The following is a 14,797-nucleotide window of genomic DNA, read 5'->3' on the forward strand; positions in this document are numbered from 1 at the left end:
GGTGGAGAACAAGCCAATCATTGGAATCATCGAGACGATGTTCGCGATGCTGCTGTTCCTGCTCGGGAGCTCCGTTATCCTGGGGCTGAATCTTACGGCTGAAAAAGCCTCGTGGATTGTCAGTCTAGCTGCAGGGGGAGCAGGGCTGCTTTTATTCCATATCTATGTCTATCTGTGGAAAAATAACGATTATGGGAACCTTGCTCTGATATTGAAAAAGAACATGGGGAAATTCCTTGGAATGGCTGCTTCTCTTTTGTATGTCCTGTACTTTGCTTACTTGGCCTCCCGTGTTTTGGCCGATTTTACGATGTTCATCAATAGCACCTTGCTTTATACGATGAGCCCGTTCTTCATCAAATTCTCAATCTTTCTTGTGGTTGCCTACACTTACGTAAAGGGACTGGAAGCCTTTATCCGTTCAGCCGTCATTATTGGCAGTGTGACTTTGTTGTTTATCCTGCTGATTCCAATCTGGATTCTCATAAGCGGGACATTTCATTGGGAATATATCGATCCCATCTTTGATATGGATTTCAACAACATCATCAAGGTCCTGCCGACGATGGTTACGTTTCCGTTCGGAGAGCTGATCGCTTTCGTCATGATTTTTCCTTATTTGAATCATGAACACAGATCAGCGGTGTCCAAAAATGGAAACATGATGATTATCTTTTTTACGATATTGTTATCGCTTATTTCTTTCCTGACGATTGGAGTCCTTCATCCGGAATTAGCCAAGAATTATACATTCCCTATAATCAATGCAATTGAAGGGGTAACGCTCTTCGATTTCATCAAAAGACTGGATGTCTTCGCGGTGATCATCATTATTTTTGGCGGATATTTTAAAATCGCCATCTTCACTTTCGCAAGCATAAACCTAGCAAAAACGACCATGAACAAGGTAAAACCAAAGCTTCTGACGGTTTCCATCCTGATGGTCATACTGTTGCTGTCTTATCCTTACGCAGAAAACCTATCACAGCATCTCGAGGTAGGGCTGAAATACGTACCTTTATTGATCCATCTCCCTTTGGCCATCCTGTTGCCGATATTCATCATGTTCATCACATTCGTAAAAAAGAGAAGGAGAAATTCCCGGCTCAGCGAACCTTCTTGAATAACAATGAAAAAGCTCCCTAGCAAGGGAGCTTTCCTTTATGTATTCCTAAGAACGGTGATGAATCCGTCCAGAATCTGATGGCTTATTTTAAACTGATATGCTCCCCTTTAGGTAGACAGATTAAAAAATAAAAATCTGTTTACTTAAAGGGGAGTATTTTTTATGTCAAAAAGGACATATTCATTCCAAGATAAAATCAAGATCGTAGAGGCGTTAAAAAAGGGTAGCCATTCTATTTCAGAGCTGAAGTTTATATACAAAGTAAATGATCATGCAATTTATGATTGGGTCTACAGGTATGAAAAATACGGAGCAGAAGGATTAAAGAAGTCTTCTACCTGGAAGAGGTATTCTAAGGAACTTAAGCTGGCGGCTGTACAGGACTATCTTAGTGGGGACTACTCTCAAAATGATGTTATCAGAAAGTATGAAATCTCATGTAGACGAGTCCTCCAGAAATGGATTAACAAGTATAATGGTCATAGAGAATTAAAGGACACTTCCAAAGGAAGGACAAACACTATGACTAGAAGAAACACTACCATAAATGAACGAAAAGAGATTGTGCTCTATTGCCTTGAGAACGGCAAGGATTATCAGAAGGCAGCTGAGACCTTTAAGGTCTCTTACCAACAAGTATATCAATGGGTTAAAAAGTATGAGGATGGCGGCGAAGAAGCCCTTCGGGATAAGCGAGGGAGGAAAAAGGAAGAAGTTGAACTCTCCCCAGAACAGAAGATGAAATTGGAGATGAAGAGGCTTGCGAGTGAAAATGAGCGATTACGCGCAGAGAACTTATTCCTAAAAAAGTTAGAGGAGATCGAAAGGAGGCGAAGATAAGCCAGATACGCCTTGAGGAGAAATATATCGCTATCAAGGAACTTCACGAAGAAGAAGGATTCTCTTTCGTTATGCTTTGTGAAATTGCGGGGTTGGCCAGGTCTGCATATTATAAATGGCTGAAGCGAACACCTTCCAAGCGTGAATGTCAGAATGTGATACTTGTAGAAGAAATGAAGGCTCTCCATGAGGAGGTTAAAGGAATCTACGGCTACCGCAGGATTACGATGACTTTGAATAGAAGGTTGAGCAAGAGCTTCAATGAAAAGCGAATCTATAGGCTGATGAAGATTGTCGGCATTCAAAGCGTTATTCGGAAAAAGAAAAATCGATATAAAAAGTCAACCCCTCAACACGTCGCAGAAAACGTGTTAGACCGTAATTTCCAAGCCGAAAGTCCTAATGAGAAATGGGTAACTGATGTGACTGAGTTCAAGTATGGAGAAGCAAAAAAGGCTTATTTGAGTGCAATTAAAGACTTACATGATGGAGCCATCGTTAGTTACGTATTTGGACATTCCAACAACAATAAACTGGTGTTTGATACGCTGGATCAGGCCACGGCCCTACTGAATGGTGACCGCCCACTTATACATAGCGACAGGGGCTTTCAGTATACCCATTTTGGATTTAAACAAAGAATAGATCAAGCACAGATGACTCAAAGTATGTCCCGAGTCGGAAGATGTATTGACAATGGTCCAATGGAATCCTTTTGGGGATCACTGAAAAGCGAGAAATATTACATGGAGAAATATAAGACCTTTGAAGAGCTTTCTGCGGCGATTGATGAGTACATATACTTTTATAATCATGAACGTTACCAAAAAAGATTAAACGGCCTTAGCCCCTTAGAATTCAGGGCTAAAGCCGCCTAGATTGTTTTTATTATTTCCACTGTCTACTTGACGGGGAGCAGTTCAAACCCTTTGCTTCTGTAAAAATTGAGGGCAGCATCATTCCCGTTGGATACATAGATGAATTGGTCATGGACGTCGTTAAAGGAATCGAGCCATTCCTTTGATTTTTCAAAAAGGACCGACCCAATCCCCATGCTACGATACCCATCTTTGATATAAAACTGCGATAGGCAGCCGACATCATTCCCTTTTACCGATTCCATGTCAAAAAAAGTAGCAAACTCGCTTGAATATACTTCCTTTGGTGAAACATTGCTATACACGTAGCCAACAACTTGATCCCCATCCATTGCGGCAATGATTTGATTGTCTTTCGCGTTTTTAATCGATGGAACAAGTCTTGTTTCAAAGCTCATGCCATCAAAGAGTTCAGGGCGAATCGTCGCTAATGATTTCTGGTAGACCATCAACTCATTGCAGAGATCTTTTACAGTGGTAATCTGCTCTTCCGATATGAGCTCATAAGTAATTGCCATTATCCAACTTCCTTTCTTTCAGAATCCTAAATCGGATTATACCGCGAAACATCGATTCTTGATAACCAAAATGGAAAAGGTAGCCTATTGTTTTTTCTTAAAGATAGCTTGTCATGATTAGGCCGCATGGTTCATAAACTCTATCAAGAGGGGGGTGTAGAGTTGAACCGTGTTTCGAACAGAGTAGATTATTATATAAAAGACAAATGTCTCTTAAGTGCCAATGTAAAGCAGTGGGAGCAATATATTGCTGCCTTGAGGGCCTGCAATACCGTGACGATAAACAAACAGGAATACATGGTAGACAAAATAAATATGGTTCACGATCCTGCAACCATCGTGTTGAAAGTCAATATTCAACCACTTAAAGTTTACAATTAAGTATCCTTCCGGGATGCTTTTTATTTTTTTAGGATCTTTTCTGGTTTCTGACATGAAATGTTGGAGCGCGACAGTATTTACTTTGGACATGTGCCCGAAAAGAGGAGGAGCCGGGGGTTTCGGTAACAAGTTGGAGGAACATATGCCCGGTGATATGCATCAGTAAGTTTATTGATTCATGAGAGGCTATCCTATGTATCACCTCCTATCTAACTTGATTTCCAAGCAACGTTGATCCAGAAGGATAACTGGTTTACTTCAGAGGTGCAAACAAGTAAAACACAAGGCATATTGCACGGATTTTCACATTGAAATTCACAGTGCAATTTTTCTTGTTATATCAATGTTTATTATAATTTTATTTAAAAACCTCACATCAATTCACAGGTCATTTCTCATTGACGGAAATAATTATTGGAGGGTGTGTGATTTTGTGTTGATTAGGTAAGTGGATTGTACGGTATTATAAAGGTGTTTGGATATTTATGTTAAAATTAAAATAAGGTTATAGAAGACTTTGTGAAACAATGTACTTAAAGTAACGGAGCAGTTTAGTTGTGCGAAATGTTCCTAGTTAAAATGGAGGATGGTAACATCACTCTGGTAAAGGCTAGGCAGTTCCTTTCGGAACTGAAGGATTATATCGAAGAATCAAATGAAGGGGTAACGCCCCGAAGGGTTCTCTCTTAGTCGAGTAGCACTGGATTGAGTAAGAATGAAAGTGTTATAAGCTCGGTGAAAAGGCGTGAGAATTTACCGTAACAGGTTAAGCTGACGAAAGCCTACCCGATGGGGTGGTGTAGATCATGATGCTTGAGTTGAATGAATATGGTGAGAATGCAAATAAACCTAAAAGAAAAGGTTAAGCTGGCGAACTTCTGAATGTACGGGTCTAGACCTGCGATACATAGAAATGTGTATATCACCAAATTGTGAGGTTAGCTGTGGGTAAGTAAGAATAACTAATATGAAAATCCATGATACGTTACAGGCGTATGAATGCTAACAGGCTTACAGGAAGCACCTAAGTTCATTCTATAATAGATATAATTCAACGTTGTAAGCTGATAACGTGGAGGGCTTACTCCCGAAGAAGCGTTGGCAAGGAAAGCAGTAATGACATTAGTTACTGTATAACTTGTCTTTATGTCAGTGAAAGTGGTGGCACAGTACCAACGAAAGGCCTAATCAGCCTGGAGGGATAGCCACTAGACTAATGAAGAATCATTTAATCATGTAAGGCAAGTCTTTATCGGTTAATAAGGTTCTTGTGAGACTAATAGAGGTTTACCTCCTACGGGAGGCACCGACTTATTGAAACGGAAGAATTGAGACATGAAGGGGCTAAGGTTTCTGAGGTGTTGATGATTAAATTGAATTGGATTAGTTGGAACGCCGTATGCGGTGAAAGTCGCACGTACGGTGTGAACAGGGGGAAAAGGGAGCGATAACTTCAAACCCTTACCTATCTGTATGAATAAGAAATCACAAAAGTAATGAGCATTTACTTTAAAATAAGATTAAACGGGGGTTTATATGAGAAAAGTTTATCTAGATAGAACAGAATTAATTGGAGCCATAAATGTAAATATAGAAGATACTGAAGTTATACTAGCAGGGACAACAATTTTTCCTATGAGTGCTCATGATAAAAATGAAGAGTATCAAAAATTTGCTAGCGATTATGATATTCAATTTATCTTTGACGATGATATTCCACATTTAGAGTTTTTTACGGTTCCACATGTAGATATTATGGCAAAAGATAGTAAAGGTGGATTTATCGGAACTGTTTATCAACAGTGTGATTTGGAAAGTGACGCACCAATTTGTTATATCAATAGGGATTTAGAGTGTTTGATAATTTCTGAAAACGCAGAAGATTTTCTGAGTAATATAGGAACATGGCAAGACAACTTGAAACCCTATGATAAAATTACCGTTTATCGTTCGAAAGCAGAAGCAGAAACTGAACTAGAATTTATCGATTTGTCTGTCTGATAATCTCCATTATTATAAATTCATATTGAACTAACAGGTGCGTTGATCCAGGAAGGATTAAGCACTTTTTTGTTGAATTCCTTATTGAACTATAGGAGCAGCATTCCTGTAATGAAGGAAAATGGTGTTTGAACAAAAAAATAACCTCTTGGTAGAATGAGAGAGTCCTGACGCTGGCCAGCAAAAAGGACAGATATCTCAAATACCAGGAGGCTTTAAAATGAATTATAACCAGAATAAGAAGATTGCTCAAATAACTTCTCAGACTCTTATTATAGGAGTCGATATTGCCAAATTCAAGCATGTGGCACGGGCTCAAGATTTTAGGGGAATAGAGTTTGGATCTCCATGTCAATTTGAAAATACTAAAGAAGGAATTGAGCATTTTCTTAAATGGATTTCGGAAATTAAAAAAGAACAGCGTATGGAAAAAGTGATGGTTGGCATGGAGCCGACAGGCCATTATTGGTTTAACTTGGCCCATATTTTAAAAGATAACGGGATTAAATTTGTCGCTGTAAACCCCTTGCACGTCAAGAAAAGCAAGGAGTTGGATGATAACTCACCTACGAAGAATGATGTGAAAGATGCCAAGGTCATAGCTCAGCTGGTCAAGGACGGAAGATACGCAGAACCTACGATACCGCAAGGTGTTTATGCAGAACTCCGGGTGGCAAAGAAAATTCGCGATCTTTTAACTGAAGACCTACAAACGGTCCAAGGACAGGTACACAACTGGATTGACCGGTATTTTCCGGAATTCCTCAAGGTATTTAAGAAATGGGAAGGTAAGGCTGCTTTACAATTCTTAAAGCTCTATGCCTTGCCACATGAAATAGCTGTATTCACCGAAGAAGAACTACTCGTTCATTTGAGAAAATCCGTATCACGGAGTGTTGGATTAAACAAGATTCGCGAGTTAAAACAGGCAGCCAGTAAGTCCATCGGACTTCGACAAGGTGCTGAAATGGCCAGGCTTGAGCTAAAAACCATTCTGGCTAAGTATGAATTAATCCAGTTACAATTCGGAGAATTGGATGCAAGACTTGACGGTCTGCTTAATGATATTCCAGGTGTACAACAAATGTTAGCGATAAAAGGTGTGGGCAGGGATACAATTGCCGGCTTCTTCGCTGAAGTAGGAGATTTAGGCGAATATAATCATCCCAGGCAAATTATCAAGCTGGCCGGTTTAAGCTTGAAAGAAAATACATCGGGTAAGCACAAAGGAAAAACGACCATTACAAAAAGGGGCCGTAAGAAGCTAAGGGCCCTGTTATTCAGGGTTTGTATGATTCTTGTCGCCAAAAATACGGCATTTAAGGCGTTACATGCGTACTATACTCAACGTCCGGATAATCCATTAAAGAAGATGCAGTCCCTGATCGCTTTGTGTAATAAACTAATCCGGATCCTCTTTAGTATTGGTAAAAAGCAATTTGAGTTTAATGAAGAAAAGATGTTAAAGGACATCCCTCATTTGGCACTAGCCCAGAAGACGGAAATGGCAGCGTAACTCTGTTTTAGTTTAGATGAATAGTAGTTCTGGTTTTATAGATTTTGGAGACATTTGAAGCACGGATTAGTCGGCAAAGCAACTAAATTACGGGCTAAGACCCTGTGGGGCAGCATGGCTGACATCCACCTCATGGAAAGGTTGGACGAAGGAATTTGAGAGCGAAGACTCTGTGAGGCATGGGAGGGTTGACCTCCATGAGTAAATGTGGACATCCACCAGTGCGGTTATATTTTTACTCATCCACCATTTTCTGTAAGGAACTGGTTAGTGGGTTGTAGCTCTTTTTTCTTACTCTGTCCAAAAAAATCCTTTCAAGTGAAGATCCTCCATTTATAAAGCCAGTTACCGGAAGGTAAACGACTATGAAATTCTAAGAAAACATGAGTAAATCGGCGTTTTGGCTTCATTTATTGAGGGAGTTTAGTTAAAGAAGAATAAAATATAGAGGAATAGGGGATTGGTAGGTTGCGGAGCATTAGACTAAGATATAAAATACTATTTCTTGTCTTATTTACTTTGACTTGTCTGTTCATATATATAAAATTTGCCTATACATTTGAATTTAATAATGGTGAATTTTTTGTAGGTCCTGAGGAATCACCTAATGGAAAATATACAGCTAACTCATATTATAAAACCTATGGTGGAGCTGCGGGTGGTGTAAATGTTTGGGTAGAAGTTACTGAAGGTAAGGGCAATAAGGTTCGTACTATATACTACGCTCCAGGGAAAAGTAATTTTTCAATAAACTGGGTAGACGAAGAAACACTAAACATTACTAATGAGGCTCCAGGATTTCCAAACGAAAGCCGAAGCATCGAATTAACCATAGGAAAAGAAATTTATGATGAGTCGGGTGCAGCCTGTGCTAGTTGGGTTATGATAGATGACTATGAAACTTGTTATGAAAGGGATTAAATTCCCTAATAGCTAAAATGTGAAGAAATGTACTTAAACATAAGGGTGCTATCCTGAAGAAAGAGTATACTCACCAAGCACCTCTTGTTTTGCCACATACATTCATCGCACGTCGAAGCGGTCGCTTAAATAGAATAAATAACAGATGCCTGTACACCTAGGTATTGTCCGAAAGTGTAGACAAGACCGGGCAGCAACAGGCATTTTTTATTTTCTTGCAACGTTTTTGCCGGCTCAATCGACTTTAAGGCATAAAAAAGGAGTTGAGGGGATGGATACAGTCTTTTTGGTCAGAAAAGCGCAAGAAGGAAGCGATGAAGCCTTTGAAGAATTGATTTCTGGTGTACGCGGCAAATTGTATCGGACTGCATATTCCTACGTCAGAAATGAACATGATGCTCTAGATATTTACCAGGAAGCTATTTATAAGGCTTATACATCTTTAAAGTCTTTAAAAAATCCACAGAGCTTTGAAAGTTGGATAATAAAAATCCTGGTCTTTAAGGCAATTGATTTTATCCGTAAAGAATCACGACATTTTCCAGCCGATAACATTGATTCTTTTGGGCAAGCCTTTCTTAGCGGAAATAGTGATCATTCTGACCAATCCATGGATTTATTTAAGGCATTTGAATATTTGGATCCACACTATAAGACCATTATTTTATTGAGGTATTATCATGACCTTTCTGTAAAGCAAATTGCCAGTATGCTGGATTGCCCGGAAGGTAGTGTGAAGTCTTGTTTGCATAGAGCAAAGAAAGAATTGAGACCAATATTAAAGGAGGGGTACTTTTATGAGTAAAGATAAATTCATGCAGGACATTAATAAAATTCGTATTCCTGAAGAAGCTTTACTTAAAAGGGAGAAAGCTGCAATTTTACAAGCGAAAAAGCAAAAAAGGAGTTGGGTTAGTAGGAAAATGTCAATCGCTTTAGTTAGTGGGTTATTTGTTTCTGTTATTGGGTTGGGCCTAGTATCCCCTGGTTTCGCTGAGACATTATCAAAAATCCCTGTAATTGGCCCTATTTATGCTCAATTTAATGACATAGCGTCAGAAAAAATAAAGAATGAAAAGCTTGCTTCACCAATTGATAAATCTGATTCTCATGCAGGAATTTCAATGACTGTAAAAGAAGCTGTATACGATGGAAGTAGAGTAATTGTAACTGTAGAGTATGAAGCGGTTGATTCTATTAATAAGGATGAAAGAAGTACTGGCTTCAGCTATATTACTATTAATGGGAAAGAACCTGAAGTCTTGGTTGGATCAATTAAACAAAAGGCTATTGATTCACAAAAGATAATACAGTATTTCGAACTTACTCTGGAAAAACAAGATGTGTTAGGTGAAAAAATTGATATCGCCATACACGGTGAAGATTTATTTGGGGAAAAGGGTTTATGGTCGGTATCTTTCCCTCTTGAAAAATTAGAGATAGAAACCTACAATTTCCAAGGGGATATAACAGCGCAGACTCTCGATAAGATTTATACCTTCAAGGTCGACAATGTTTCTTTTTCCCAGCTTGGAACTAGAATTGATCTCAGTATCGATTATCCGAAGAATAAGGAATTAAATGATTCCTGGAAAGCATTTGATTATTCTGTAATAGATGATCAAGGTAATATTTTTGAAGGAGCAGACCTACAGGTGGGAAGCGCAGGGACGAATGGTCGTCATGTAGTTTTAAATCTTCCACCCAAGGATACTATTCCTGAATCACTCACAATCCGGCCTATTAGTAATAGTAGCAAAAAGACGATAGGTGAGGGTGGGGAGGAGTTGGAGTTGAGAATAAATTTTGATAAAGCGAGATAGTAAAAAGAATTATTACAAACACATCAGCATCACATGTATTCCCGCATAACTTAATCCACGTAAAGTGGTAGGTGTTAACAGAAAAAAATGAAGGTATGTATGTGTTCGAGGATCCATAAAAGATTCTCGGACAGTCTTCATTGGTTTATTTTATGAACAAAGAAACTAATTAGCCTGGTTTCACTTCGCTGAACCCTTTGGTTTCTTCCTCAGATATCATTAATTCAGTTCTAATTGCAATTAATCCCAAGGACACAGTTTTTTGCAGGGGCTATTACAGAATAAAACAGTATTAAGAGGTATTTTAAATGCGTTTGAACTAAAGTTAGAGCAAATAAAAAAGCCTTAACCTGTTATAAAAGTTTAGGGTGCGTGAGTTGAAGATCATGGCTGTCGTTTCGACAGCTTTTTCTTATTGTGCTCAAGGACCAGGATAGTTTATTTAAGTGTTGTTGGGTATTCGGAAATTCATCTTAAATTATAGAAAATTAGTGGCATTGTTCCAACTTGGGATAAGTGCTTTTTTATTTTGTAAAATTACTTAAAGATGGTGAAATGAAAGTTGATTTTATTTGAATTTAATTGTTTAAAGCGTGACCGATTCATTTTAATCTGCGTCTAAGTGTAGAGAAAAGGGGGAGCAGTTTTGAAACAAGAGGAATTAACTAAATGGTTTGATGAATATGGTGAATCGGTTCTAACCTACATAATTTTAATGGTACGGGACTATCAACAAGCAGAGGATTTAACACAGGAAACTTTTTTAAAAGCGTATAGACATCAACAGCAATTTGAACAGAAATCATCTGTGAAAACATGGTTATTTTCAATTGCACATAATGTGACAAAGGACTATTTTCGAAAAAAACACCCGTTACAATATTATTTGGGTTTAACAATGGAAGAGAAAGACTACAAGCAAATACCTGAACAAATCATAGCAATGAAATTTCAAAACGAACAATTATATAGAGCCATTCAACAATTAAAACCTTCTTACAGGCAAGTCATCATTTTGCGAAAGTTAAAAGAATTCTCAACTAAAGAAACAGCCCTCGTTTTAAACTGGTCAGAAAGTAAAGTGAAAATGAATTTAAAAAGAGCGTTAGTTGAACTGAAGAATGAATTAATTAGAGGGGGGACCACTGATGAAATACTTAGATGAACAATTTAGGGAATTAGAAGAACAATTAAAGATAACAGACCAATCTAAAAACCAACTTAGAAGTAAGATCTTGCAGAGTACACATAAAAATAAAAAGCCTAATTTAAAACATTACGGTTGGATTGCTGTAGCGTGTATGCTGCTTATTATCACTTCGCCATTCTACTCACCGACAATGGCAAGTATTGCAGTGAAAATTTTACCAATTTCTATCACTCCTAATCTTTCAGATGATCAGCATAACCCCGATTTAACATCGCAACTCTTTGAATTAGTCGAAAAGGAAGGGTACACTGTTAATTCTGTAGGGACAACACCATCTCCCTATACAATTGAGATTTCTCTCATTTTGAAGGATTCTACATTAATACAAGCAACAAATGATCTGAAACCTAAGATAACGAATTATCTATCTGAAAATGGCTATGACCAATATGAATTAAAGGTTTCAGAGGCAACTGAAGCATTTTCTGATGGTCAAGGGGATAAAAAAGAGAGTCTTTATAACAAGGTACGTGAGATTGTGAAGGATGTATTTGAATCATATGGATACGCTGAAGAAGCAGATTATGAGTTAGCAGGTCTTAAAAAAACATGGTTTTCTAACATTGTTACAATTGATATGCCTGACCATATTAAAGAGTCAGATGAAATTATTGCAAATATCGAAAAAGAAATTGAATCACAAAATTTAGATATAAAAGATATTGAAGTTAGTACGTTTAACCTTGAACACAGTATGCAAAATGGTCGTTGGGGATATATTGCATCTGATATATATGATGCTATGGCAGGAAAATCGACTTATCAATTGACAGGAGTATCTTATAAAGTGAAAAAAAGGCATTCCTATGTTTCAATTAAAACGGATTTGGATAAACCACCTTCTGAAGAAATAATTCAAGAAATCGAATTGGCTATACAAGAATATTTAGCTTTACCAGAAACGAAAGAGCAAATTCAAAATGACAATTATACGATTCAACTCTTATTAAAGAATCAAAAAGCATTTGTTAAAATAACAAACTAAATATAAGCCAAACACTTTACTTACAGGGGGTGTTTGGCATTTTAGTAGTTTTTAGAGCTATCTGTATTTCACACTTAAAAATCAAACCGTATCGCATTTAAATACTTCGGATAGATAACTATATGAAAAAGTATGTGAAGGATTGTACTTAAAGTAACGGGTGCTTTCGTATTATAGAGTTAACCAGTATTTACTGGTTGGCTCTTTTTTTTATAGGACCTATTATTTCAGTAGCCAGGGTAGAACGTACGGGTGCGTGGGAGTTAGATCTCGTAATATAAACTGTTCGCCCCCTACTTGTAGAATGATGTTTGAGGCTGGTTGGGACAATTTTGATCTCGTATAACAAGCGAAGCTATGGAACTACAGGAAGGTATTGGGGTTACTGGCGAGTAAACAAAGGGAGAGATAATCATTGAATCCAGTAGTTGGCCTGGATGTGGCCAAAGGAGAAAGTGAAGCTCAGGCATTTCTAGATAAAGACAAGCCATTTGGAAAGAGCTTCAGGATAAAACATATCAAGGAGGATTTAGATACCTTCATCTCTTTTTTGAAAGAGATAGAAAGAAAGACTGGCGTTAGACCAGCAGTAATTCTTGAATCTACAGGTCATTACCATACACCAATTATTCAATGTCTGGAGGAGAGTCAATATCTATATATCTTGGTAAACCCCATCATTTCTCATCAGGCCAAGAAAACCAGTCTTAGAAAGGTAAAGACGGATGCCGTGGATGCATATCAACTTTGTGTTTTGTATTACAAGGAAGAATTTGAGCCTTATAAGAAACGAGGACTAAGGCTACTAAATTTAAGAACACTGTCAAGGCAATACGAAGCCGTTTCGAACCTTTACATTCAGGCAAAACTTCAATTCCACACAATTCTTGACCAGGTATTTCCGGAATATAGGGGAGTCTTTGGAGATCTATTTTCAAAAGTTTCTCTACAGATTTTAAAGGAGTTTCCTACATCTGAAGATGTTCTGAGGACTGGTGAAGTAAAGATACTGGAGCGAATTGTGGGAATGCGTATAAAACGGTCTGAAGGTTGGGCCAGGGAGAGGGTAGCTAAATTAATAGCTTCGGCTGAGCGAAATCCTTTCCAACAAGGTGTGTATCAAAGTCAGTTGTTCAGTTTGGATATGTATATCTCTATGCTTCTTCAGTACCAAGAACACCTATCCAATATAGAGGCAGAGATAGATGTCCTGGCAGAAGAAATTGAAGAATGTAAGATAATCCAATCAATTCCCGGTATAGGAGGAAAGATCGCGGCAACGATCATTTCCGAAATCGGAGAAATTGACCGGTTTAATCACCCTAAAAAACTTGTGGCTTACGCTGGAATTGATCCAAGTGTCCATTCATCAGGTAAGTTTACAGCTACTATAAATCATATTACTAAACGAGGTTCAAGCCGTTTACGGCACGCTTTGTATATGGCCGTTTTATGCGGTATAAGAAGCTCCAGGAACAAGAAGCTAAAAGAGTATTATGATCGGAAACGAAATGAAGGAAAGCCTTCAAAAGTAGCACTGATAGCTTGTGTAAACAAGCTTTTACACTGGATTTATGCAATCCTAAAAAGGAATGAGCAGTTCCTAGATATGGCTTAATGAACAAGATAAAACAGTTAATGAAAAACCTTCCAAACAGTATTTGGAGGGTTATTTGGCGTGCCTCCAAAAGTATAACACGGAAGAACAAATATTTTAATAAGAAGTTCTTGACTCCTATTAGCTGGTTTAGCACAATAAGATAATATGAAAAAAGGCTTAGAGATGAAAAATTCTCTAAGCCTTTTTGTATTGCGAATAGTGTGGTGAAATTGGTGTGAATTAATATGTGATTTTGTCTGTGATTTACCGTTTTGCACCTCACAAGTAAACCCGTTATCCAGAAGAATTGGCGTTTATTTTTGTGGTTGAATGAGTGTGCTGCACAGTATTTTGTTAAAATATTGGGTAAGGACTGAGATGTTATGAAGCGGGATGGAGCAGTGGGAGGAAATGATGGAGACGAAATCTAAAGCAGCAGTGAAACCTTTGGTATATAGAATAGGAATGATCCTGATCATATCATCTTTTATCGTGTGGGTGATGCCCCTGGGGATTCCCTTTTTGCCTATTAGCGGCAAAATGAAAGCAATAAGTATTACAAGCGCTCTGGTTATGGCAGAAGTATTATTCTGGGTCGGTGCGTTAATGGTGGGGAAAGAAGCTGCGCGAAAAATTCGAACAGCTCTTAACCCGAAAAACTGGAAGAAAAAACGAAATGCAGACAGGCAAGATGACGGTGAGAGGGAGAACCCGTGAGGCAGTAATCAAAATAATAGAGAAATAGTATTAAATGGAGGGAGTGGATCTGTTTGTTTGTTGGTCGAACGTTATATTTACTAGGGATGGCTTTTGTTTTCTTTAGTATTGTTGTATTAATAATGTCTCTTTTTTCAGATAGCGGAGATTTAGCTGTTCCGTTATTCGCTTTACTAAATGGATTGATTGCCATGGGTGTGGGAGATATTGTGATAGATGTGAATCATCGGCAAAGAGTGGAAAAGATGAAGTGAATTGGATACGGGGATGGTTCTGTTGTC

General features: G+C 38.0%; 14 protein-coding genes. 13 read left to right on the forward strand and 1 reads right to left on the reverse strand.

From position 1 onward, the window contains the following. Nucleotide 1: 1 nt before the first annotated feature. Nucleotides 2–1,123 carry a GerAB/ArcD/ProY family transporter gene (locus RH061_RS02545; protein WP_311073712.1) on the forward strand — a complete coding sequence of 374 codons (1,122 nt, stop codon included), beginning with the start codon at nt 2–4 and terminating at the stop codon, nt 1,121–1,123. 165 nt (nt 1,124–1,288) lie between these two features. Then, a protein-coding gene (locus tag RH061_RS02550; protein WP_311072970.1) for an IS3 family transposase occupies nt 1,289–2,844 on the forward strand; the annotation gives its coding sequence in 2 pieces (ribosomal slippage) (nt 1,289–1,928 and nt 1,928–2,844; 1,557 coding nt in all). A gap of 23 nt (nt 2,845–2,867) precedes the next feature. On the opposite strand, the gene RH061_RS02555 is transcribed toward RH061_RS02550, so the two are convergent. Next, nucleotides 2,868–3,362 (reverse strand): GNAT family N-acetyltransferase, encoded by a 495-nt coding sequence (locus RH061_RS02555; protein WP_311073714.1) that lies wholly within the window; start codon nt 3,360–3,362, stop codon nt 2,868–2,870. Nucleotides 3,363–3,524: 162 nt separating this feature from the next. Here RH061_RS02555 and RH061_RS02560 point away from each other — a divergent pair, with 162 nt between their 5' ends. The 11 genes from RH061_RS02560 (at nt 3,525) to RH061_RS02610 (ending at nt 14,770) form a co-directional block, all read left to right on the forward strand. Continuing rightward, nucleotides 3,525–3,743: a hypothetical protein gene (locus RH061_RS02560; RefSeq protein WP_311073716.1), complete on the forward strand. Its 219-nt coding sequence runs from the start codon at nt 3,525–3,527 to the stop codon at nt 3,741–3,743. Between the two features lie 1,536 nt (nt 3,744–5,279). Next, on the forward strand, nt 5,280–5,744 hold the full coding sequence (locus tag RH061_RS02565) for a hypothetical protein (RefSeq protein WP_311073718.1): 465 nt from the start codon (nt 5,280–5,282) through the stop codon (nt 5,742–5,744). A 220-nt stretch (nt 5,745–5,964) separates the two neighbouring features. Beyond that, nucleotides 5,965–7,260 carry an IS110 family RNA-guided transposase gene (locus RH061_RS02570; protein ID WP_192473839.1) on the forward strand — a complete coding sequence of 432 codons (1,296 nt, stop codon included), beginning with the start codon at nt 5,965–5,967 and terminating at the stop codon, nt 7,258–7,260. A gap of 468 nt (nt 7,261–7,728) precedes the next feature. Further along, complete coding sequence (locus RH061_RS02575; RefSeq protein ID WP_311073719.1) at nt 7,729–8,181, forward strand: DUF5412 family protein; 453 nt, start codon at nt 7,729–7,731, stop codon at nt 8,179–8,181. Nucleotides 8,182–8,452: 271 nt separating this feature from the next. Continuing rightward, the gene (locus tag RH061_RS02580) at nt 8,453–8,986 is read left to right on the forward strand and encodes a sigma-70 family RNA polymerase sigma factor (protein WP_311073720.1); all 534 of its coding nucleotides are present in this window, start codon (nt 8,453–8,455) and stop codon (nt 8,984–8,986) included. After that, the gene (locus RH061_RS02585) at nt 8,979–10,004 is read left to right on the forward strand and encodes a DUF4179 domain-containing protein (RefSeq protein ID WP_311073721.1); all 1,026 of its coding nucleotides are present in this window, start codon (nt 8,979–8,981) and stop codon (nt 10,002–10,004) included. The genes RH061_RS02580 and RH061_RS02585 overlap by 8 nt, the downstream gene beginning before the upstream one ends. 646 nt (nt 10,005–10,650) lie before the next feature. After that, entirely contained in the window at nt 10,651–11,169 is a 519-nt protein-coding gene (locus RH061_RS02590) for an RNA polymerase sigma factor (RefSeq protein WP_311073722.1), read from the forward strand. Beyond that, the gene (locus RH061_RS02595) at nt 11,153–12,199 is read left to right on the forward strand and encodes a DUF4030 domain-containing protein (protein ID WP_311073724.1); all 1,047 of its coding nucleotides are present in this window, start codon (nt 11,153–11,155) and stop codon (nt 12,197–12,199) included. Before RH061_RS02590 ends, RH061_RS02595 begins: the two co-directional genes overlap by 17 nt. 415 nt (nt 12,200–12,614) lie before the next feature. Next, nucleotides 12,615–13,817, forward strand: a complete 1,203-nt coding sequence (locus RH061_RS02600) for an IS110 family RNA-guided transposase (RefSeq protein ID WP_311072619.1) — start codon at nt 12,615–12,617, stop codon at nt 13,815–13,817. Between the two features lie 393 nt (nt 13,818–14,210). Beyond that, complete coding sequence (locus RH061_RS02605) at nt 14,211–14,516, forward strand: transporter suffix domain-containing protein (RefSeq protein ID WP_311073725.1); 306 nt, start codon at nt 14,211–14,213, stop codon at nt 14,514–14,516. Nucleotides 14,517–14,569: 53 nt separating this feature from the next. Then, on the forward strand, nt 14,570–14,770 hold the full coding sequence (locus RH061_RS02610; protein WP_311073727.1) for a hypothetical protein: 201 nt from the start codon (nt 14,570–14,572) through the stop codon (nt 14,768–14,770). Nucleotides 14,771–14,797 lie beyond the last annotated feature (27 nt).

This window comes from Mesobacillus jeotgali, from assembly GCF_031759225.1.
Lineage (GTDB): Bacteria > Bacillota > Bacilli > Bacillales > Cytobacillaceae > Mesobacillus > Mesobacillus jeotgali_B.